We start from the raw sequence: 18,857 nt of genomic DNA, 5'->3' as shown, positions 1-18,857 counted from the left end.
TATCCGGGCTCCCGAGGGCCCTGTCATGATCGAAGAGCTCGAACAAGAAGATCCCATCCCCCAGGGCGACCTGGCCATGCAGATCACCGCTCTGCCCCGCGAGACCAACGGCTTCGGCGACATCTACGGCGGCTGGCTGGTGGCCCAGATGGACCTGGCCGGCAGCGCCATGGCCAGTCGCCTGGCGGCTGGCCGCGTGGCCACGGTGGCCATCGACCGCATGGCCTTCATGACGCCGGTGCCCGTGGGCGCACAGCTCTCCTTCTATACCAACACCCTGGAGGTGGGCCGCAGCTCCATCCAGATCCTCATCGAGGTCTGGAGCGACGATCCGCTGTCCAGCGAATGGAGCAAGGTGACCGAGGCGGTGTTCGTCTTTGTCGCCATCGATGGCAGCGGTCGCACCCGGCCGTTGCCCGCGCGGCGCTAGCCCTACCGCTAGAGCTCCTGGGCCAGCGGCGCCTCCCGCACCCTGGTCGGCCGTCCGTGGCGAATGCCTTCGACCTGCTCCAGCGCCTGCCGGACCTCGGCAGCGGTGGCCAGCAACCGATAATCGAGGGTGAAGTCGCGCGTGCCGCCGGCTTCGATCCGCGGCACCAGCCCCAGCGCCCGCTGCTGGCCGCGGTTGTAGGAAAAGCTGGTGCCCGGTTCCAGGCCGGTGACATAGCCCTGGGCCTTGGCATCGGTGTTCTTCCACAGGGTGAAGACCGGCAGCTCCCGCACATTGAAGGCCAGCGCCACGCCCTGGTGGGCACTGCGATCGTGCAGTACCGCCAGGCTGCGCTCCTGATCGTCGCCCCAGGGGTAGAGGTTGTAGACCGTCTCGCCATAGCCCGGCGTGGGCGCGCGATAGGCCTGCCATTCCCCCAGCTCCTGGCGTGCCCGCGCATCGAAGGGTGATACCTCCCGCACCGGAGCGGCGAACCGGGAGCCCTCGCCGAGCAGCGGCGGACCGAAGTTGCTGTGATAGAGCACCTGGTACTCGGCGGTATGCGCCCCCTGGTTGGTCAGGCGGTCGTGCAGGGTGAAACCGGTGGCCCCCGCGTGGGTAACCAGTTCGGTGTCGATGCGGAAGTTGGCCTGCTTGAAGGCCTCTTCGTGCAGCACGCCCCTGAGGCTGATGCGGTGCGGCGGCTGTTCGTCGATGGTCAGCACCACCTGGCTGGCCGGCAGGTAACTGGCCCGGCCATGCAGGGTCAGCAGCTGCCCCCGGTCCAGGCCCGGATGGCCGACCCACTCGAAGCCGGCACGCGCCACCAGTTCGTTGAAGCCTTCCAGCCAGCCCAGGCCATTGCGGCTTTCCAGGTTGACGAAGGCCGGATTGACCACCTCGCGTACCGGGGAATCCCAGCCCAGTCGCAGGGTGCCGGCCTGGGCGCGCAGGACGTTCATGCCGCGGGTCGCCACCACGGTGAGTTGCATAGCGCCGGTATCGATCTCGATCAGCACCGAGCCCTCCTGACGTCCGCCGCTCAGGCGGTGCACGCCGACGGTAAAGGCCAGGCCATCGCGCAGACCCAGGCGATCGCTGCTGATGCTCCAGTTCTGCACCGGCTTGTCGGGGGCGATGAGGGTGTATTCCCAGGCCGAGGCGCTGGCACTGGCAAGGAACAGGAGACAGCCAGACAACAGACGAGCGCGGATCATGGAGTCCCCCTGGCAGCGCGATCGTCTTGAGTCTAGACCAGCTCGCGCCAGGCTGCAGACCCTGTTCCAGACGCCATCAAAGGTGCGAGACCCGCTCTTCGCGTATAGGTTTGTTCAGGGAAATCAAAGGATTGGGTAAAGACAACCTTTACCATTCAAACGACCGTTCGGTACTTGCCAGGGCAGCGATTTTTGCCGAGGATCGGCTCGTCTCTACCACGGAGTGGACTCCATGAAACCTTCAGCCCTGTTCTTGTTGCTTGCCCTGGCGGGCGTTGCCCCGGCTTATGCGGGCAATACCGAAGCCGGACTCGGCGGCGCCGTGGGTGGTGTGCTCGGTACTCTGGTCGGCCAGCAGGTCGGCGGCAGTACCGGTGCGGCCATCGGTGCCGGCGTGGGCGGTGCAGCAGGTGGTGTACTGGGCGCTGACCGGCGCAATCGGACCGAGGCCGCCATCGGCGGCGGTCTGGGCGCGGCGGGCGGCAACGTGATCGGCAATAGAGTCGGTGGCAGCACCGGTGGCCTGGTGGGCGCGGCCCTGGGTGGCGGTGCCGGCAGTGCCCTGGGCAACAACCTGGGCGACAGCGGCCGCGACGATCGCCGCTATCGCGACCATCCCGGCAAGGGCTGGAAGCACGCCAAGCACAGACACAAGCACTGGGATCGCTAATAGAAACGCCCGGCATTGCCGGGCGTTTTTTTGTTGCGCGCGAAGCTACTGACCGAGATCGCGCAGGCGCTTGCCCTGCATCAGATTGCGTTCGATGCGTTCCAGGGTGACACCCTTGGTTTCCGGTACCAGCAGGAACACCAGGAAGATGAACACCACGTTCAGTCCGGCATAGATCCAGAAAGTGGTGCCCTGCCCCAGGGTGCCCAGCATGGTCAGGAAGGTGGCGCCGACGATCATGTTGGCGATCCAGTTGGTGAAGGTGGAGCAGCCGATGCCGAAGTCGCGCCCCTTGAGCGGCTGGACTTCCGAGCACAGGGTCCAGATCAGCGGACCGGCCGACATGGCGAAGCCGACGATGAAGATCAGCAGCATGACCACGGTGAAGGTCTGCTGACCATGGCTCAGGTTGCCCATGCCGAGCATGGTGCCGACCACGCCCAGGCCCACGGCCATGACCACGAAACCGGTATAGAGGATGGGTTTGCGGCCCCACTTGTCGACCAGGAAGATGGCGATGAAGGTGGCCAGCACGTTGGTCAGACCGACCGCGGCGGTAAACCACATCTGGGCGGCGGTGTCGTAGCCCATGCCTTCGAAGATGCGCGGCGCGTAGTACATCACCACGTTCATGCCGGTGAACTGCTGCACCACCTGCAGGAGTACGCCCAGGCCTACCGAGCGGCGGAAGTTGGGATTCTCCTTGAACAGCGACCAGCCCTTTTGCGGGACCTTGAGCTGCTCTTCGATCTCGGCAACCTCCTGCTGGATGACCTTTTCGTCACCGCGCAGCCGGTGCAGGACCTTGATCGCTTCCTCGCGGCGACCCGCCATGATCAGCCAGCGCGGGCTGTCGGGCAGGGCGAAGACGCCGATCAGGAACAGCACCCCGGGGATGGCGATGATGCCGAGCATCCAGCGCCAGGCTTCGTAGTAGCTGAAGGCGGTGTTGGAGAGGAAGGCGAGCAGGATGCCGGCGGTGATCATCAGCTGGTACAGCGAGATCATCGAGCCGCGGATGTTTTCCGGAGCCACCTCGGCCAGGTACAGCGGCGCGGTGAAGGAGGCGATGCCGATGGCCAGGCCGAGCAGGAAGCGGGCGAAGATCAGCATGGTCGGCGAGGTGGCCAGACCACAGAGGATCGAGCCGATCACGAACAGCACGGCGCCCAGCATCAGCGACTTCTTGCGACCCAGCTTGGCCGACAGCGAGCCGGCGCCGAGGGCGCCCAGGGCGGCACCGGCCATCATGCTGGAGACGATCCATTCGATCACCTGATCGGAGATCTGGAATTCCTGCTGGATGAATTTGGTGGCGCCGGAAATGACGCCGATGTCGAGGCCGAACATCAGACCGGCCAGGGCGGCCATCAAGCAGGCGAAGATCGCCTTGGGCTGGGCCTTTTCGGTGACGTGACCGTCGGCATTGGTAGTGGTGTTGCTCATGACTGAGGCTCCTCGCTCGCCTTGTGGGCGATCTTGTTGTCGCGGGTCGTTCCGTATCCGCTTGTTACAGACCTGTCCAACGACCCTTGGTTCGGCCGGTGAGAGGCCCTTACCAGAGCCGCGCGGGCTGGGCGTTCACATAGGTGGCATAGAGCGAACCGCCGCCGGTGATGAACAGGCGATTGCCCTTGAGGCCGCCGAATTCGACGTTGGAGACGGTTTCCGGCAGGTGCAGGGTGGCCAGCGGCTGACCGCTCGGATTGAAGACCCGCACGCTGTTCTGCTCGGCCGAGCCGGCCCAGCTGCACCAGAGATTGCCGTCGCTGTCGACGCGGAAACCGTCGATCACGCCCTGCTCCTTGGCATCGATCAGCACCTCGCCACCGCTCAGGGTGCCGTCATCCTTCAGCGTGAAGGCACGCAGGTGGTTGGGCTTGCCGGGATTGCCGCCGCCAGCGGTGTCGCTGATGTAGAGCCGCTTGCCGTCGGGGGCGAAGGCCAGGCCATTGGGGCGGCCGAAATCCCCCGCCGCCACCGTGGCCTTGCCCTGGGGATCGATGCGATAGACGTTGGTGGGCAGCTCGAATTCGGCCTTGTGGCCCTCGTAGGCGCCGAGGATGCCGTAGCCCGGATCGGTGAACCAGATGGCGCCATCGGCGCCGACCACCACGTCGTTTGGGGCGTTCAGCGGCTTGCCGTCGAAGCGGTCGAGCAGCACCGTGACGCTGCCGTTCAACTCGCGGCGAGTGACGCGGCGGCTGTCGTGCTCGCAGCTGATCAACCGGCCCTCGCGATCACGGGTATGGCCATTGGCGTTGTGGGACTGGTCGTCATAGACGCTGACATGGCCGTCGTCGGCGCTCCAGCGCATCACCCGGGCATTGGGGATGTCGCTGAACAGCAGGCAGCGCCAGTCGGCCATCCATACCGGCCCTTCGGTCCAGAGACCGCCGGACCACAGCCGCTCGACGAAGGCATTGCCCAGGCGGCCCTTGAAGGCCTGGTCGTGGATCTCCCAGGCGGGATCGGGCATGACAATGGGCGGCTTGCCTTCCCAGTTGCGGGTGAGACCAAACTTGTCGTCGGCCAGGGCGCGACTGGCGACCAGACCGGCCGAGGCGGCCAGGGACACGCCAAGAAAGGTGCGGCGGGCGAGAGGCATGAGGAGACTCCTTTGTTGTCGTTATGGGTCCGGCAAGGCCGGTGGCAGAGCGCCTCCGCATCCAGGACGGGAGGCGCCTCCTGCGAGCGCTTCTTTAGTCGCCCTTATTCGGGCAGACGTTCCACCTTGCCCACCACCAGACCGTAGCAGAGGGCGCCGATCAGCGCGGTCACGCCGATGAAGGCGATGGCCGGGGCGAAGCTGCCGTCCTTGACCAGGAAGCCGATGACGATGGGCACGCAGATGGCCGAGAGGTTGCCGATGAAGTTGAACATCCCGCCGGTGAGGCCGATCAGTCGCTCCGGCGCCATGGCCGAGACCATCGACCAGGTGATGGAGGCCAGGCCGTTGCCGAAGAAGGCCAGCGCCAGGCAGGCGATGATCAAGGCGGGCGAGTCGACGAAGTTGGCGCCGACGATGCTGGTGGAGATCAGCAGGCCGCCAATGATCGGCAGTTTGCGCGCCAGGCCCACGGAGGCGCCGCGGCGGACCAGCCAGTCCGACAGCAGGCCCGAGCAGATCACGCCGAGGAAGGCGGCCAGGAACGGCAGCGAGGCGAGAAAGCCGGCCTTGATGAAGTCCATGCCGCGGTATTTCACCAGGTAGGTAGGGAACCAGGTGAGGAAGAACCAGAGGGTGGAGTTGAGGCAGAACTGGCCGATGTAGATGCCCCAGAGCTTGCGCTTGTTGAGCACGCTCCAGAGGTCACGCCATTGGAAGGCGGCGCGGCTGCGATTCTTCTGCTCCAGATCGACCAGACCGCCACCTTCCTGGATCAGCGTGACCTCGGCGGCGTTGGCGCCGCGGAAATCCTTGGGTTCGCGATAGATCCCGTACCAGATGACCGCCCAGAGGAGGCCGACGCCGCCGGTGACGACAAAGACCATGTGCCAGCCAAAGGTCTGCTGCAGGTAGATCAGCACCGGGGTGAGGAAGGCCAGGCCGACGAACTGGCCGGAGGTGTAGAAGCCGATGGCGGTGGCCCGCTCGCGCTCGGGAAACCAGGTGGTGACCACCCGGTTGTTGATCGGATAGGCCGGTGCCTCCAGGGCGCCCACGGCGAGCCGCAGGATGATCAGGCCGATGAAGCTGCCGACGAAACCCAGGCCGATGGTGGCCAGCGACCAGAGCGCGATGGCCACCGGATAGAGGATGCGCGGGGCGACCTTGTCCACCAGCCAGCCCCCGGGGATCTGCATGGCGGCGTAGGTCCAGCCGAAGGCCGAGAGGATCAGCCCCATCTGCACCGGCTCGATGCCCAGGTCCTGCGCCAGGTGCGGCGCGGCGATGGAGAGGTTGCTGCGGTCGAGGTAGTTGATCACCACGGTGACGAACAGCAGCGTCATGATGAAGAAGCGCGCCCGGCTAGGCTTGGCCAGGGTCGGCGCGGCCGCGGCTGCCGCCGGGGAGGCGTGGGTGGGGGTTGGCATGGCTCGGGTCCTGTAATTGACGTTGTGGCGAGCGTTGTTGCGGTCTGGGGGTCTGGGGGTCAGGGCGCCGCGGCGGCCCTCACCCTGACCCTCTCCCAAGGGGAGAGGGTATGGTCGGTGCGGAGGTCGAGCCCCGCGCTCCTGTTTCTGCTTTTGCCCCCTCTCCCAAAAGGAGAGGGGATGGTCCGCACGAGAGCGAAACTCCGCGCTCCTGCTCTTGCCCCCTCTCCCTTGGGGAGAGGGCTGGGGTGAGGGCGTCCCTTACCACTCGGCGAAACTGCCGTCCTTGTGCCGCCAGATCGGATTGCGCCAGCGATGGCCGATGGCGGCCTGTTCCTTGACGAATTCCTCGTTGACCTCGACGCCCAGCCCCGGCCCCTGAGGGATCTTCACGTGGCCATCGGCGTAGTCGAACACCTCGGGATTCTTGATGTAGTCCAGCAGGTCGTTGCCCTGGTTGTAGTGGATGCCCAGGCTCTGCTCCTGGATGAAGGCGTTGTAGCAGTTGGCATCCAGCTGCAGGTTGACCGCCAGGGCGATGGGGCCGAGCGGGCAATGCAAGGCGATGGCCACGTCATAGGCCTCGGCCATGTTGGCGATCTTGCGCGTCTCGGTGATGCCGCCGGCATGGGACGGATCGGGCTGCAGGATGTCGACGTAGCCTTCCTGGAGGATGCGCTTGAAGTCCCAGCGCGAATACAGTCGCTCGCCCAGGGCGATGGGCGTGTTGCTCATCAGGGCGATCTCCTTGAGCGCCTCATGGTGCTCGCTGAGCACCGGCTCCTCGATGAACATCAGGCGGAACTGCTCCAGCTCCTTCACCAGCACCTTGGCCATGGGCTTGTGCACCCGGCCATGGAAGTCCACGCCGATGCCAAAGTGCGGTCCGCAGGCGTCGCGGATGGCGGCGACGTTGGCGATCACCTGGTCGACCTTGTCGTAGGTGTCGACGAACTGCATCTCTTCGCTGGCGTTCATCTTGATGGCGGTGAACCCCTTGGCCTGGCGCTCCAGGGCCTGGGCCGCGGTCTCCGCCGGGCGGTCGCCACCGATCCAGGAATAGACGCGGATGCTGTCGCGCACCTGGCCGCCGAGCAATTCGTGCACCGGGACGCCCAGGGCCTTGCCCTTGATGTCCCACAGCGCCTGGTCGATGCCGGCCAGGGCGCTCATGTGGATGCCGCCGCCGCGATAGAAGCCGCCGCGGTAGAGCACCGTCCAGTGGTCTTCGATGTTGCGCGGGTCCTTGCCGATCAGGTAGTCGGCCAGTTCCTCGACCGCCGCCGCCACGCTGTGGGCGCGGCCTTCCAGCACGGGTTCGCCCCAGCCGTGGATGCCCTCGTCGGTCTCGATCTTGAGAAAGCACCAGCGCGGCGGGACGACATAGGTGGTGAGTTTGGTGATCTTCATGGTGTGGGAATCTCGATTTTAATTGTTGGGATCGAGGGGGATCGCGGCCATGGGCCGCTCCTACAGGGAGGTACCGGACATCTGTAGGAGCGGTCGCGACGGCGAACCGCCATGGCCGCGATAATCAGGAACCTTTGGCTACTCGCCATCCCGCCGCGAAGGCCTGGGCATTGGCGCTGACCTGAGCGGCGTTCAGGCCCGGCTTGTACAGCGCCGAGCCGAGGCCGAAGCCGTTGGCGCCGGCGGCCACGTAGGGGCCCATGTTGTCCGGGGTGATGCCGCCCACCGGCAAGAGCGCCAGCGCCTTGGGAAACACCGCGCGCCAGGCCTTGACCACCGCCGGGCCGAGTTGCTCGGCGGGAAACAGCTTGAGGCTGTCGGCGCCGGCGTCGAGGGCGGCGAAACCTTCCGAGGGGGTGGCCACGCCCGGGGCACTGACCAGGCCGGCAGCCTTGCTGGCACGGATCACCGCCGGGTTGGCGTTGGGCGAGACGATCAGCCGGCCACCGGCGGCGTCCACCTCGGCCACCTGGGCCTCGGTGAGCACGGTGCCGGCCCCGATCAGGCAGCTTTCGCCCAGCTCCGCGGTCAGTCGGCGGATGCTCTCGAAGGGCTGCGGCGAGTTGAGCGGGATCTCGATGACGCGAAAGCCGGCGTCGTACAGGGCACGGCCGACCGCGACGATCTCGTCCGGGGTGACGCCGCGCAGGATGGCGATCAGCGGCAGGTCCTTGAGATAGGGTTCAAGCATGGGAGTCTCCAGTGATGGGGAGCAGGCCGGCGGCCTGGGCCAGGCGCCAGAGCCCGGCCCGGGTGGCCTGCTCCAGCAGGCGGACCTGATGGATATCGAACAGCGCCAGGGCGTCGCGATAGCGCTGGCAGAGCGCCGCGTCGCCGATCAGCACCAGGGGTGGGCAGGGGGCGCCCTTGAGGGCGGCGACCTGGCTGCGCAGCTCTTCGCCGATCAGCAGGCCGGACAGGTAGTCGAGGCTGTGCGCCGCGCCCAGTTCGCCGGCCAGCACCCGGCTGCGAGCGGTGAAGAGGCGGCCGAACAGGCCCTCGGCCCCGGCATCGCGGGCGGTGACCAGCCCCAGGCGGAAGGCTTCGGCGCTGGCCTCGGGACCGGCTTCGGCAGCCGGTCGCCCGAGGATGGAATGCTCGCGCAGGACGGCGAACAGCTCGCCGGTCATGTAGGTGGCGAAGTCGGTCAGGCGACCGTCACGCACCCGCACCCACTTGCTGTGGGTACCGGGCAATACCAGCAGCGCTTCGGCGGCCAGGTCCGGCTCCAGTTCGAGGGCGCCGAACACCTGGGTTTCCTCGCCGCGCAGGACGTTGGGCAAGGCGCCGCGCTGCATCACCCCGGGGACCAGATGAAGCTCGCCGCAACCGGTGTCCAGGCGCAGCAGGCCGGCGGCCAGGCTGTGGACGTCGGCCGGGCAGTCGGCATAGGGCACCTCGCGCCAGCCACCGCGACTGCCGACCATGCCGCAGGCGATGGCGGGCAGGTCCGGCTGGGCCTCGCGCCAGTCGCCCACCAGGGTGCGATAGGCCGCGGCGAAGTCGCCATCCGGCACATGCATGATGCCCCAGGGGCGGCTGCGGGTTTCCAGCACGGTGCCCTGGGCGTCGAACAGCTGGGCCCGCAGGGACGAGGTGCCCCAGTCGAGGCCGATGAGGTGCGGGGTGGCGGTCATGCGGGACTCCAGCCGAGTTCGCGGGAAATGGCCCGGGCGCAGGCGGTGACCTCGGGCTGCAGTTCATGCAGCCGCGCCTCGGGCATGTAGGGGATGGCACTGGCGACGCTCAGGGCCGCGACGATGACGCCGTCGGCGCCGCGGATGGGTGCGGCCACGCAGCGGATGCCCAGTTCGTTCTCTTCCAGATCCAGGGCATAGCCCTCGGCGGCGTGGCGCCGCAGCCGCGCGCAATAGTCCGCCCAGGGCAGGAAGTCCTCGCGCAGGCCGGGCTGGCCGGTCCGCCGGGCCACGCCTTCGCCGTAGAGGGCCTCCCACTCGCCCTCGGCGAGATCGAGCATCAGCGCCTTGCCGACCCCGGTCAGCGCCAGCGGCATGCGCAGGCCGACCCGGGATCTCATCTCCAGCCCCCGGCTGCCTGGCAGCTTGTCGAGATAGAGCACGTCGCCGCCCTCGCGCACGCCGAGATGCACGGTGTCGCCACAGTGCTGGGCCAGGCGCTGCAGATGGGGCCGGGCCACACCGGTCAGCGGCAGTTGCTCGCGGGCCTGGTAGCCGAGGGCGATGAGATGGCTGCCCAGGATCAGCCGCCCGCTGTCATGGCGCAGATAGCCGGCCTGGGTCAGGGCGGCGACCAGCCGATGGGTGGTGCTGCGGGTGCAGCCGATGGCGGCGCCGACCTGGGCCAGGCTGTCGGCCCCGGCGGCCACAGCCTCGAGCACGGCCAGGCCGCGAAACAGTGCCTGGGCCCCACTGGGCGCTTCGCCCTTGTTGGAATTGTTGTCGTTCATGGCCTTCACTCTAGAAGCCTCGCGGGCAAATCTCAACATGTGATACGTCATCCCATATTGTGGGATAAAAGTTAGATATGACAGCCTTGTCACATAGCTGCAATATTGGCGCTATCTAATGCACGGCACATTGCAAGGACTCGAGAGGCAGAGCGCTCCATGACGGGTAAATCCATCCTGATCGTCGACGATGAGGCGCCCATTCGCGAGATGATCGCCGTGGCCCTGGAAATGGCGGGCTATGAATGCCTGGAGGCGGACAACAGCAAGGACGCCCACGCCCTGATCGTCGATCGCAAGCCCGATCTCATCCTGCTCGACTGGATGCTGCCCGGCACCTCCGGCCTGGAACTGGCCCGCCGCCTCAAGCGCGACGAGCTGACCGACGCCATCCCCATCATCATGCTCACGGCCAAGGGCGACGAGGACAACAAGGTCCAGGGACTGGAAACCGGCGCCGACGACTACATCACCAAGCCCTTCTCGCCCCGCGAGCTGGTAGCGCGCCTGAAAGCCGTGCTGCGCCGCACCGGCCACATGGAGAGCGACGGTCCGCTGGAGGTCAACGGCCTGATCCTCGATCCGATCAGCCACCGGGTGACCATCGACGGCGCCCCCGCCGAGATGGGTCCCACCGAGTACCGGCTGCTGCAGTTCTTCATGACCCACCAGGAACGCGCCTACACCCGTGGCCAATTGCTCGATCAGGTCTGGGGCGGCAACGTCTATGTCGAGGAGCGCACCGTGGACGTGCATATCCGCCGCCTGCGCAAGGCGCTCGGCGAGACCTACGAGAACCTGGTACAGACGGTGCGCGGCACCGGGTATCGCTTTTCCACCAAACTCTGACGCGGGATCACCGCCGCCGTGAACATCAACTGGCGCTCCCGTCTGGCCACCCAGCTGGCGACCGTGGTCGCCGGCTGCGCCCTGGCCGGCTGGCCCTTCGGCCATGTCGGCCTGGCGGTGGCCCTGGGACTGGCGGTCTATCTGGCGGTCACCCTCAGGCACCTGCTGCGCTTGCACGCCTGGCTGCTGAGCGAAGCCCCGGGCGCGCCGCCGGAAGCCGAGGGGCTATGGGGCGAGGTGCTCGACCGGCTCTATCGCCGCCAGCGCCACGAACAGCGTCAGCGCGAGGAATTGCTCGCCGTCATCGGCCGTGCCCAGGCCTCCACCGAGGCCCTGCGCGACGCCATCATCCTGGTGGATCGCCACGGCAACCTGGAGTGGTGGAATCGCGCCGCGGAAACCCTGCTCGGCCTGCGCCAGCCTCAGGACCTCGGCCAGCCCATCACCAACCTGGTGCGCCATCCGCGCTTTTCCGACTACTTTCTCGGCGGCGACTACGGCGAGCCGCTGGAACTGGCCTCGCCGCTCAACGACGATGAATACCTGCACATCCTGGTCACCCGCTTCGGCGAGGGCGATCGGCTGCTGCTGGTGCGCGACGTGACCCGCCTCCACCAGCTGGAACAGATGCGCAAGGATTTCGTCGCCAATGTCTCCCATGAATTGCGCACCCCGCTGACGGTCATCACCGGCTACCTGGAGACCCTGCTGGACAACGCCGACCACGCCACCCCGCGCTGGCGGCGGGCGCTGGGGCAGATGCAGCAGCAGGCCGGACGCATGCAGCACACCATCGACGACCTGCTGCTGCTGGCGCGTCTGGAAGCCACCGACTATCCCGCCGACAACCGCCCGGTGGTGCTGGAGCCGCTGCTCGCCTCCATCCTGCAGGATGGCCGCGCCCTGTCCGGCGCCGTGGGCCACCGCCTGAGCCTGGAGTGCGAACCGGGCCTGGCGCTGCTGGGCAGCGAGACCGAATTGCGCAGCTGCTTTTCCAACCTGGTGTTCAATGCCGTCAAGTACAGCCCCGAAGGCGGCGAGGTGCGGGTGCGCGCCTGGCAGGACGCCGAGGGGGCACACGTCGCGGTGCAGGACAACGGGCCCGGCATCGACGCCCGCCACCTGCCGCGCCTGACCGAGCGCTTCTATCGCCTCGACGCCAGCCGCGCGTCCAGTACCGGCGGGACGGGCCTGGGTTTGGCCATCGTCAAGCACGTGCTGATCCGCCATCGCGGCGGCCTGGACATCCACAGCGTTCCCGGCGAGGGCAGCTGCTTCACCTGCGATTTCCAGCCCGAACAGATCGCCCAGCGCACCGCCGCCTCGGCCTGAGCCGTCCCCTCCCCGCCGTGCTATCGTCCGGCCATCCCGGTCACGGTCCCCTGTCATGCCTCCAGCCCTGCGCTTGCTGCCGGTCCTGCTGCTCGCCCTGCTCGGCTGCCTGCTGCTGGGCAGCCAGGCCTGGCACCGCGCCGAACAGGCGAGCCTGGCCGAGGCCAGTCTGCTCGGCCAGGAGCAGCTGCGCCTGCATGCCAGCGGCCTGCAGACCCTGATCGACCGCTTCCGCGCCCTGCCAACGGTGCTGGCCCAGGACCCGGAGCTGATCGCCGCGCTCACCACCCCGCCCGATGCCGCCGCCACCGAGCGCCTCAATCTCAAGCTGGAAAGACTCAATACCGCCGCCCAGTCCTCGACCCTGGAGCTGCTGGATCGCAGCGGCCTGGCCATCGGCGCCAGCAACTGGCGGCTGCCCACCAGCTATGTCGGCCACAACTACGGCTTCCGGCCCTATTTTCGCGAGACCCTCGCCGGCGGCAGCGGCCGCTTCTATGCCGTGGGGGTCACCACCGGCATTCCCGGCTATTTCCTCTCCCATGCGGTGCTGGACGCCCAGGGGCGCTTTCTCGGCGCGGTGGTGGTCAAGCTGGAATTCCCCGCCATCGAGGCCCGCTGGGGCGAGCATCCTGAGGTCCTGCTGGTGAGCGATGCGCGCGGCGTGGTCTTTGCCGCCAATCGCCCGGCCTGGCGCTATCGCCTGCTGCGCGAGCTGACCCCAGCCGAGCGCGCCGAACTGGCCACCACCCGCCAGTACGACAGGCGCACCCTGCAACCCCTGCCCTATCGCCAGCAGCTAGTGCTCGGCGAGCAGCGCCATGTAGCCCACATCGAGGCTCCCGAAGGCAGCGCCGACTACCTCTGGGACAGCCTGCCGCTGCCCAGCGAAGGCTGGACCCTGCACCTGCTGCGGCCCACCCGCGACCTGCAGGGTGGCGGCCCGGGCGCGGCGCTGGCCGCCGCCTGCGCCTGGCTGCTGCTGGTCTGCGCCGGTCTCCTGTGGGCGCAACGGCGCCGCCTGCAGCGCCTGCGCCAGCGCAGTCGCCTGGAGCTGGAGCAACTGGTGGAGGCCCGCACCGCGGAACTCCGCACCGCCCAGGACGGCCTGGTGCAGGCCGCCAAGCTGGCCGCCCTGGGGCAGATGTCGGCGGCCCTGGTGCATGAACTCAACCAGCCGCTCACCGCCCAGCGCATGCACCTGGCGAGTCTGCGCCTGCTGCTGGATCACGGTCGGCTGGACGAAGCCCGCGCCGCCCTGGAACGCCTCGATGGCCTGCTGACCCGCATGAGCGGTCTCACCGGCCATCTCAAGACCTATGCGCGCAAGACCCCCGCCGGTCTGCGTGAACGGGTCGATCTGGCCCGGGTGGTGGACCAGGCGCTGGAATTGCTGGAGGCGCGCCGCGCCGAGCTGGCCGTGGAGCTGATCCTGGAGCTGCCGCGTCCGGCCTGGCTGCTGGGCGACCCCATCCGCCTGGAGCAGGTGCTGGTCAACCTGCTGCGCAACGCCCTGGACGCCGTCGCGGAGCGACCCCGACCGCAGGTCCGGGTCAGCCTCGCGCAGGAGGGCGAACACTGGTTGCTAGAGGTGGCCGACAACGGCGGCGGCATCGCCGCCGAGCACCTCGACCAGGTGTTCGATCCCTTCTTTACCACCAAGCCGGTCGGCGAAGGCCTCGGTCTGGGCCTGGCGGTGTCCTCGGCCATCGTCCAGGCCCAGGGCGGCAGCCTGACGGCCAGCAACGCTGTGGAGGGCGCGGTCTTCGCCTTGCGGCTGCCGGCCGCGCCGGCGTCAGCGGCCTAGCGCACGCAGAGCGTCACCAGCAGGGCGAAGCCCCAGCCGAGCAGCCCGGTCACCAGCAGGGTCGCCGCATCCCAGGGACCGCGGGTGGCATCCAGGAGCGGCAGGCCGACGCCACCGAGCAGGGCGCTGGCAAGGACGCCGGCGAGGATCCGGACCAGCGGCCAGTGGCTGTCGGCCGACTCCTCGGGAGCGGCGGCAAGGGTCTCTTCTTCGGACATGGCAGGGCTCCGCCGGGGAATACAGAGCGCGACCCTAGCTGGGCAACCTGAAGCTGCGATGAAGCGGCGCTTCAGATTGCCTTCAGCTTGACCGCCAAGACTGCACCTCGCATTCCCCTGGAGAGGTCGCGATGCTCGACGTGACTTGGCAGTCCCCGCAAGCTTTTACCCTGGCCGATCGCAGCGGTTCGCTGCTGGCCCGCCTGGAGCCGCTCGAGGCGCCCGGTCGCCAGGCGACCGAGGCCTTCATCGGCGCCCGTTTCGCCCTGGAGCATGGCGCCCGCATCAGCCACTTCCTGCCGCTGCTGCTCGCCCTGCGCGATGCCGAAGGCAAGCTGCAGGCGGCGGTAGGCATCCGCCCTGCCCTCGACCAGCCGCTGTTTCTCGAACGCTATCTGCCGCAGCCGGTGGAGACTCACGTGGCGGCGGCGCTCGGCCGGCCGATCGATCGCGCGGAGGTGGTGGAGGTCGGCAATCTGGCGGCGCTGGGCCCTGGCCAGGCGCGCCTGCTGATCGTCGTCACCACCTGGCTGCTGGCCCGCAGCGGCCGGCGCTGGGTCACCTTCACCGGCCCCACCCGCCTGATCAACAGCTTTCATCGCCTCGGTCTGGCGCCCCAGGTACTGGGCGCGGCCGATCCGGCCTGCCTGGGCGCCGAACGCGAGAGCTGGGGCTCCTACTACGCCAACGATCCCCAGGTCTGCGCCGGCGACATCCACCAGGGCTATCACCAGCTGCTGCAGGCCGGCATCTTCGCCCGCCTGGGCCTTCCCACCCTTGGCGAGGAAGACTGCCATGTCGCCTGAAGCCCGCTCCATCGTCGATTTCTTCGCCACCCTGGAACGCCACGCCTGGCACGGCGACCGGCCGGCGCTGACTGGCAGTCACGAGACCTGGAGCTATGCCCGGCTGCTGCAGGAGGTCACCGCCCGCGCCGCCTGGCTGCGCGAGCACGAGATCCAGCGGCTGGCGCTGGACCTGCCCAACGGCCCCGAATTGCTGGCCTGGGACCTGGCCGCCCTGCGCGCCGGGCTGCCCTGCGTGACCCTGCCGGACTTCTTCAGTCCCGCGCAGCGCGCCCACGTCCTGCGCGACTGCGGCGCCGATCTCCTGCTGGGGCGCCCCGAGCGCACCGCGGAATGGGCCGCGGCAGGCTTCACCGCGGGCGCCGGTGGCTGGCAGCGGCCGGCAGCGGCTCGCACTCCGTTGCCGGCAGACACCGCCAAGCTCACCTACACCTCCGGCACCACCGGCACGCCCAAGGGCGTCTGCCTCAAGGCCGGGCAACTGCTGCGGGTGGCCGCCAGCCTGGAAGCCGCCAGCCGGCCGTTGGCGCCCCAGCGCCATCAGGTGCTCCTGTCGCTGGGCATCCTGCTGGAAAATCTCGGGGTCTATGCCGCCCTGCTGGCCGGTGCCGAGGTGGTGGTGCTCAAGGGCACCGACCAGGGCGTCAGCGGTTCCGCCGGCATCGACTGGGCACAGCTGGCCGCCTGCCTGCAGCAGCGCCAGCCGCACAGTCTGATCCTCATGCCGCAGCTGTTGCAGGGACTCGTGGAACTGGGCGAGCGCGGCCTGCTGCGCCTGGACCCGCTGCGCTTCGCCGCCGTGGGCGGGGCACCGCTGAGCGCGGCGCTGCTGACCCGTGCCAGCGCCCTGGGCCTGCCGGTGTTCCAGGGCTATGGCCTGTCGGAATGCGCCTCGGTGGTGGCCCTCAATCGCCCTGACGCCAACCGCCCGGGCAGCGTCGGCCAGCCCCTGCCCCACGTCCGCCTGCGCCTGGCGGCCGACGGCGAGGTGCTGGCCGCCGGCGTCGATTTCGCCGGCTACCTGGGCGAGCCCGGCAGCGCCACCGACGAGGTGGCCACCGGCGATCTCGGCGAATTCGACGCCGACGGCTACCTCTATCTGCGCGGGCGCAAGAAACACCAGTTCAGCCTGGCCTCGGGACGCAACGTCGACCCGGGCTGGATCGAGGCCGAACTCACCCAGGGCGGCCCCATCGCCCAGGCCTATGTCCAGGGCGAAGGCGCCCGGCACCTGGTGGCGCTGCTCTGGCCGCGCCAGCCGGACCTGCCCGACAGCTTTCTCGCCGATCAGGTCGCCTGCCTCAACCAGCGCCTGCCCGATTATGCCCGCATCGGTGCCTGGCGCCGCCTCGCCGAACCCTTCACCCCCGCCAACGGCCTGCTCACCGCGACCGGACGCCTTCGCCGCGACGCCATCCAGGCGCACCACGCGGTCCTGCTCTCGGACCTTCTGGAGATACAAGCATGAGTTTCTTCGCCACCCTGCAAGCCGAAACCGCCGCGGAACGCCAGGCGCTGTTCGAGGTGCCCATCATCCGTGCCGCCCTGAGCGGTGACGTCGCCCTGGAGAGCTATATCGCCTTTCTCGGCCAGGCCTATCACCACGTCCGCCACACCGCGCCGCTGATGATGGCCTGCGGCGCCCGCCTGCCGGCGCGGCTGGAATGGCTGCGCGGCGCGGTCTGCGAATACATCGAGGAGGAATACGGCCACGACCAGTGGATCCTCAATGACATCGCCGCCTGCGGCGGCGACGCCGAGGCCGTGCGCGCCAGCCGCCCCGAGTTGTCCATCGAGCTGATGGTGGCCTATCTCTACGACTTCATCGCCCGCGACAACCCGGTCGGCCTGTTCGGCATGGTCAATGTGCTCGAAGGCACCAGCATCGCCCTGGCCACCCAGGCGGCCGGCGCCATCCGCGGCCAGCTGGGCCTGCCGGCCACCGCCTTCAGCTACCTGGATTCCCACGGCAGCCTCGACCAGGAACACATGGCGACCTATCGCCAGCTGATGGATCGCCTGGACGATCCGGCCGACCAGGCCGCGGTGATCCGCGTGTCCAAGGTGGTCTATCGCCTCTATGCCGACATGTTCCGCGCCCTGCCCGGCGCCGGGCAGCAACCGGAGCAGCGCCATGCAGCTGCCTGACTGCCGCATCCTGCTGACCGGGGCCAGCGGCGGCATCGGCCTGCCGCTGGTGGAACAACTCTGCGCCGGCGGCGCCCAGGTGCTGGCGGTGGCCCGTGACACCCGCGCCCTGCAACCCCTGGCCGAGCGCCTGGGCTGCCGGCTGCGCCTGCTCGATGCCGACCTCACCCGCCGCGCCGATCGCCAGGCGGTGCTGGCCGAGGCCAGTCGCGGCCAGGGCGTCAACGTGCTGCTCAACGCCGCCGGCAGCAACAGCTTCGCCCTGCTCGAAGCCCTCGACGAGGATGCCATCGACAACCTGCTGGCGATCAACATCGGCGCCGCCATCCAGCTGACCCGTCTGCTGCTGCCGCTGCTGCGCCGTCAGCCACGGGCGGTGATCGCCCATGTCGGCTCCACCCTGGGCTCCATCGGCTATCCCGGCTATGCGCCCTATTGCGCCAGCAAGTTCGCCCTGCGCGGCTTCACCCAGGCCCTGCGCCGGGAGTTGGCCGATACCCGCATCCGGGTTCTCTACGTGGCGCCCCGCGCCACCCGCACGGCGATGAACAGTCCGGCGGCCATGGCCGTGAACCAGGCGCTCAAAAGCCAGGTGGACGAGCCCGCCATGGTCGCCGGCGCGGTGATCCGCGCGCTGGTCGAGGATCGCCAGGAGCTCTATCTCGGCTGGCCGGAAAAGCTCTTCGTCCGTCTCAACGGCCTGCTGCCCGGCCTGGTGGATCGCGCCCTGCGCCGCCAGCTGCCGGTGATCCGCCGCTTCATCGATCCCGCCTTCGCTCCGGAGAAACACCCATGACGTCCCCACGCAAGGCCCTCGGCCTGCTGCTCGCCGCCCTGCTTGCCAGCCCCTTCGCCCTGGCCGACGATGGCCAGCGCCTGGCGCAGATCCAGCAGCGCTGGGCCGAGATCCAGTACCGCCTGCCCAGCACCGAAAAGCCCGCCGCCTTCGAACAGCTGGCCGGCGAGGCCCGCGCCTTCACCCAGGCCGCCCCCCAGTCGGCCCCGGCACTGATCTGGCAGGGCATCGTGCTCAGCAGCTGGGCCGGCGCCCAGGGCGGACTGGGTGCGCTGAGCAAGGTCAAGGAAGCCCGCACCGACCTGGAACAGGCGCTCAAGCTCGATCCCACGGCGCTGCAGGGGTCCGCCTACACCAGTCTCGCCGCCCTCTACGACCGGGTTCCCGGCTGGCCGATCGCCTTCGGTGACGCCAGCGAAGCCGATCGTCTGCTGCAGCAGGCCCTCGCCCTCAACCCCAACGGTATCGATACCCTATACTTCTGGGGCGACCACCTGTATCGCCAGAAGCGCTATGCCGAAGCCCGCGCTGCCCTGCTCAAGGCGCAGCAGGCCGCGCCCCGGCCCGGACGCGAACTGGCCGATCAGGGACGGCGGGGCGAAATCGCCGCGCTGCTCAAGGACGTCGACCAGAAGCTGAAGTGACGAG

The 18,857-nt window shown here is 68.5% G+C and carries 19 protein-coding genes; 10 read left to right on the top strand and 9 right to left on the bottom strand.

Annotated features, from left to right (window positions below; translation table 11 throughout):
- Window positions 1-28 precede the first annotated feature (28 nt).
- The gene (locus tag OMP44_RS11245) at window positions 29-430 is read left to right on the top strand and encodes an acyl-CoA thioesterase (RefSeq protein WP_026083995.1); all 402 of its coding nucleotides are present in this window, start codon (window positions 29-31) and stop codon (window positions 428-430) included.
- A gap of 8 nt (window positions 431-438) precedes the next feature.
- Here OMP44_RS11245 and OMP44_RS11240 read toward each other — a convergent pair whose 3' ends face one another.
- Complete coding sequence (locus OMP44_RS11240) at window positions 439-1,647, bottom strand: aldose 1-epimerase family protein (RefSeq protein ID WP_280308117.1); 1,209 nt, start codon at window positions 1,645-1,647, stop codon at window positions 439-441.
- A gap of 232 nt (window positions 1,648-1,879) precedes the next feature.
- On the opposite strand from OMP44_RS11240, the gene OMP44_RS11235 reads away from it, so the two are divergent.
- The gene (locus OMP44_RS11235) at window positions 1,880-2,317 is read left to right on the top strand and encodes a YMGG-like glycine zipper-containing protein (RefSeq protein WP_017642352.1); all 438 of its coding nucleotides are present in this window, start codon (window positions 1,880-1,882) and stop codon (window positions 2,315-2,317) included.
- Between the two features lie 45 nt (window positions 2,318-2,362).
- Here OMP44_RS11235 and OMP44_RS11230 read toward each other — a convergent pair whose 3' ends face one another.
- The 7 genes from OMP44_RS11230 to OMP44_RS11200 form a co-directional block, all read right to left on the bottom strand.
- Complete coding sequence (locus OMP44_RS11230) at window positions 2,363-3,763, bottom strand: sugar porter family MFS transporter (protein ID WP_064309180.1); 1,401 nt, start codon at window positions 3,761-3,763, stop codon at window positions 2,363-2,365.
- A gap of 109 nt (window positions 3,764-3,872) precedes the next feature.
- Window positions 3,873-4,925, bottom strand: a complete 1,053-nt coding sequence (locus tag OMP44_RS11225; protein ID WP_133860030.1) for an SMP-30/gluconolactonase/LRE family protein — start codon at window positions 4,923-4,925, stop codon at window positions 3,873-3,875.
- 104 nt (window positions 4,926-5,029) lie between these two features.
- On the bottom strand, window positions 5,030-6,355 hold the full coding sequence (locus tag OMP44_RS11220; RefSeq protein ID WP_187980601.1) for an MFS transporter: 1,326 nt from the start codon (window positions 6,353-6,355) through the stop codon (window positions 5,030-5,032).
- A 261-nt stretch (window positions 6,356-6,616) separates the two neighbouring features.
- The gene (gene dgoD, locus OMP44_RS11215) at window positions 6,617-7,765 is read right to left on the bottom strand and encodes a galactonate dehydratase (protein WP_017642356.1); all 1,149 of its coding nucleotides are present in this window, start codon (window positions 7,763-7,765) and stop codon (window positions 6,617-6,619) included.
- A gap of 124 nt (window positions 7,766-7,889) precedes the next feature.
- The gene (locus OMP44_RS11210) at window positions 7,890-8,516 is read right to left on the bottom strand and encodes a 2-dehydro-3-deoxy-6-phosphogalactonate aldolase (protein ID WP_280308097.1); all 627 of its coding nucleotides are present in this window, start codon (window positions 8,514-8,516) and stop codon (window positions 7,890-7,892) included.
- A complete protein-coding gene (locus OMP44_RS11205; RefSeq protein WP_280308094.1) occupies window positions 8,509-9,462 on the bottom strand; it encodes a 2-dehydro-3-deoxygalactonokinase in 954 nt (317 codons plus the stop codon). Before OMP44_RS11205 ends, OMP44_RS11210 begins: the two co-directional genes overlap by 8 nt.
- Window positions 9,459-10,253: an IclR family transcriptional regulator gene (locus tag OMP44_RS11200; RefSeq protein ID WP_280308092.1), complete on the bottom strand. Its 795-nt coding sequence runs from the start codon at window positions 10,251-10,253 to the stop codon at window positions 9,459-9,461. The genes OMP44_RS11205 and OMP44_RS11200 overlap by 4 nt, the downstream gene beginning before the upstream one ends.
- Before the next feature lie 159 nt (window positions 10,254-10,412).
- Between OMP44_RS11200 and phoB the strand changes: the two genes are divergently transcribed.
- From phoB to OMP44_RS11185, 3 genes are read left to right on the top strand one after another with little or no spacing between them, the layout of a single operon-like run.
- Window positions 10,413-11,102: a phosphate regulon transcriptional regulator PhoB gene (phoB, locus tag OMP44_RS11195; protein ID WP_133860036.1), complete on the top strand. Its 690-nt coding sequence runs from the start codon at window positions 10,413-10,415 to the stop codon at window positions 11,100-11,102.
- An 18-nt stretch (window positions 11,103-11,120) separates the two neighbouring features.
- Window positions 11,121-12,434, top strand: a complete 1,314-nt coding sequence (gene phoR, locus OMP44_RS11190) for a phosphate regulon sensor histidine kinase PhoR (protein ID WP_133860037.1) — start codon at window positions 11,121-11,123, stop codon at window positions 12,432-12,434.
- Window positions 12,435-12,489: 55 nt separating this feature from the next.
- Complete coding sequence (locus OMP44_RS11185; protein ID WP_280308087.1) at window positions 12,490-14,241, top strand: sensor histidine kinase; 1,752 nt, start codon at window positions 12,490-12,492, stop codon at window positions 14,239-14,241.
- Here the strand turns inward: OMP44_RS11185 and OMP44_RS11180 are convergent.
- On the bottom strand, window positions 14,238-14,459 hold the full coding sequence (locus OMP44_RS11180) for a hypothetical protein (protein WP_208693490.1): 222 nt from the start codon (window positions 14,457-14,459) through the stop codon (window positions 14,238-14,240). The genes OMP44_RS11185 and OMP44_RS11180 overlap by 4 nt on opposite strands.
- Before the next feature lie 131 nt (window positions 14,460-14,590).
- Between OMP44_RS11180 and OMP44_RS11175 the strand changes: the two genes are divergently transcribed.
- The 5 genes from OMP44_RS11175 to OMP44_RS11155 are packed head-to-tail and all read left to right on the top strand — an operon-like array spanning window position 14,591 to window position 18,853.
- On the top strand, window positions 14,591-15,265 hold the full coding sequence (locus OMP44_RS11175) for a thermostable hemolysin (protein WP_280308051.1): 675 nt from the start codon (window positions 14,591-14,593) through the stop codon (window positions 15,263-15,265).
- Window positions 15,255-16,733: an AMP-binding protein gene (locus tag OMP44_RS11170; RefSeq protein ID WP_280308048.1), complete on the top strand. Its 1,479-nt coding sequence runs from the start codon at window positions 15,255-15,257 to the stop codon at window positions 16,731-16,733. Before OMP44_RS11175 ends, OMP44_RS11170 begins: the two co-directional genes overlap by 11 nt.
- Window positions 16,730-17,413 (top strand): iron-containing redox enzyme family protein, encoded by a 684-nt coding sequence (locus OMP44_RS11165; RefSeq protein WP_208693487.1) that lies wholly within the window; start codon window positions 16,730-16,732, stop codon window positions 17,411-17,413. The genes OMP44_RS11170 and OMP44_RS11165 overlap by 4 nt, the downstream gene beginning before the upstream one ends.
- Window positions 17,400-18,209: an SDR family oxidoreductase gene (locus OMP44_RS11160; protein WP_280308045.1), complete on the top strand. Its 810-nt coding sequence runs from the start codon at window positions 17,400-17,402 to the stop codon at window positions 18,207-18,209. The genes OMP44_RS11165 and OMP44_RS11160 overlap by 14 nt, the downstream gene beginning before the upstream one ends.
- Window positions 18,206-18,853 (top strand): tetratricopeptide repeat protein, encoded by a 648-nt coding sequence (locus tag OMP44_RS11155; protein ID WP_273862453.1) that lies wholly within the window; start codon window positions 18,206-18,208, stop codon window positions 18,851-18,853. The genes OMP44_RS11160 and OMP44_RS11155 overlap by 4 nt, the downstream gene beginning before the upstream one ends.
- Window positions 18,854-18,857 lie beyond the last annotated feature (4 nt).

This window comes from Pseudomonas flavocrustae, from assembly GCF_029872515.1.
Classification (GTDB): domain Bacteria; phylum Pseudomonadota; class Gammaproteobacteria; order Pseudomonadales; family Pseudomonadaceae; genus Chryseomonas; species Chryseomonas aestiva.
Note: the sequence above shows the minus strand (reverse complement) of the source record. Positions and strands in the feature narration are given on the sequence as shown.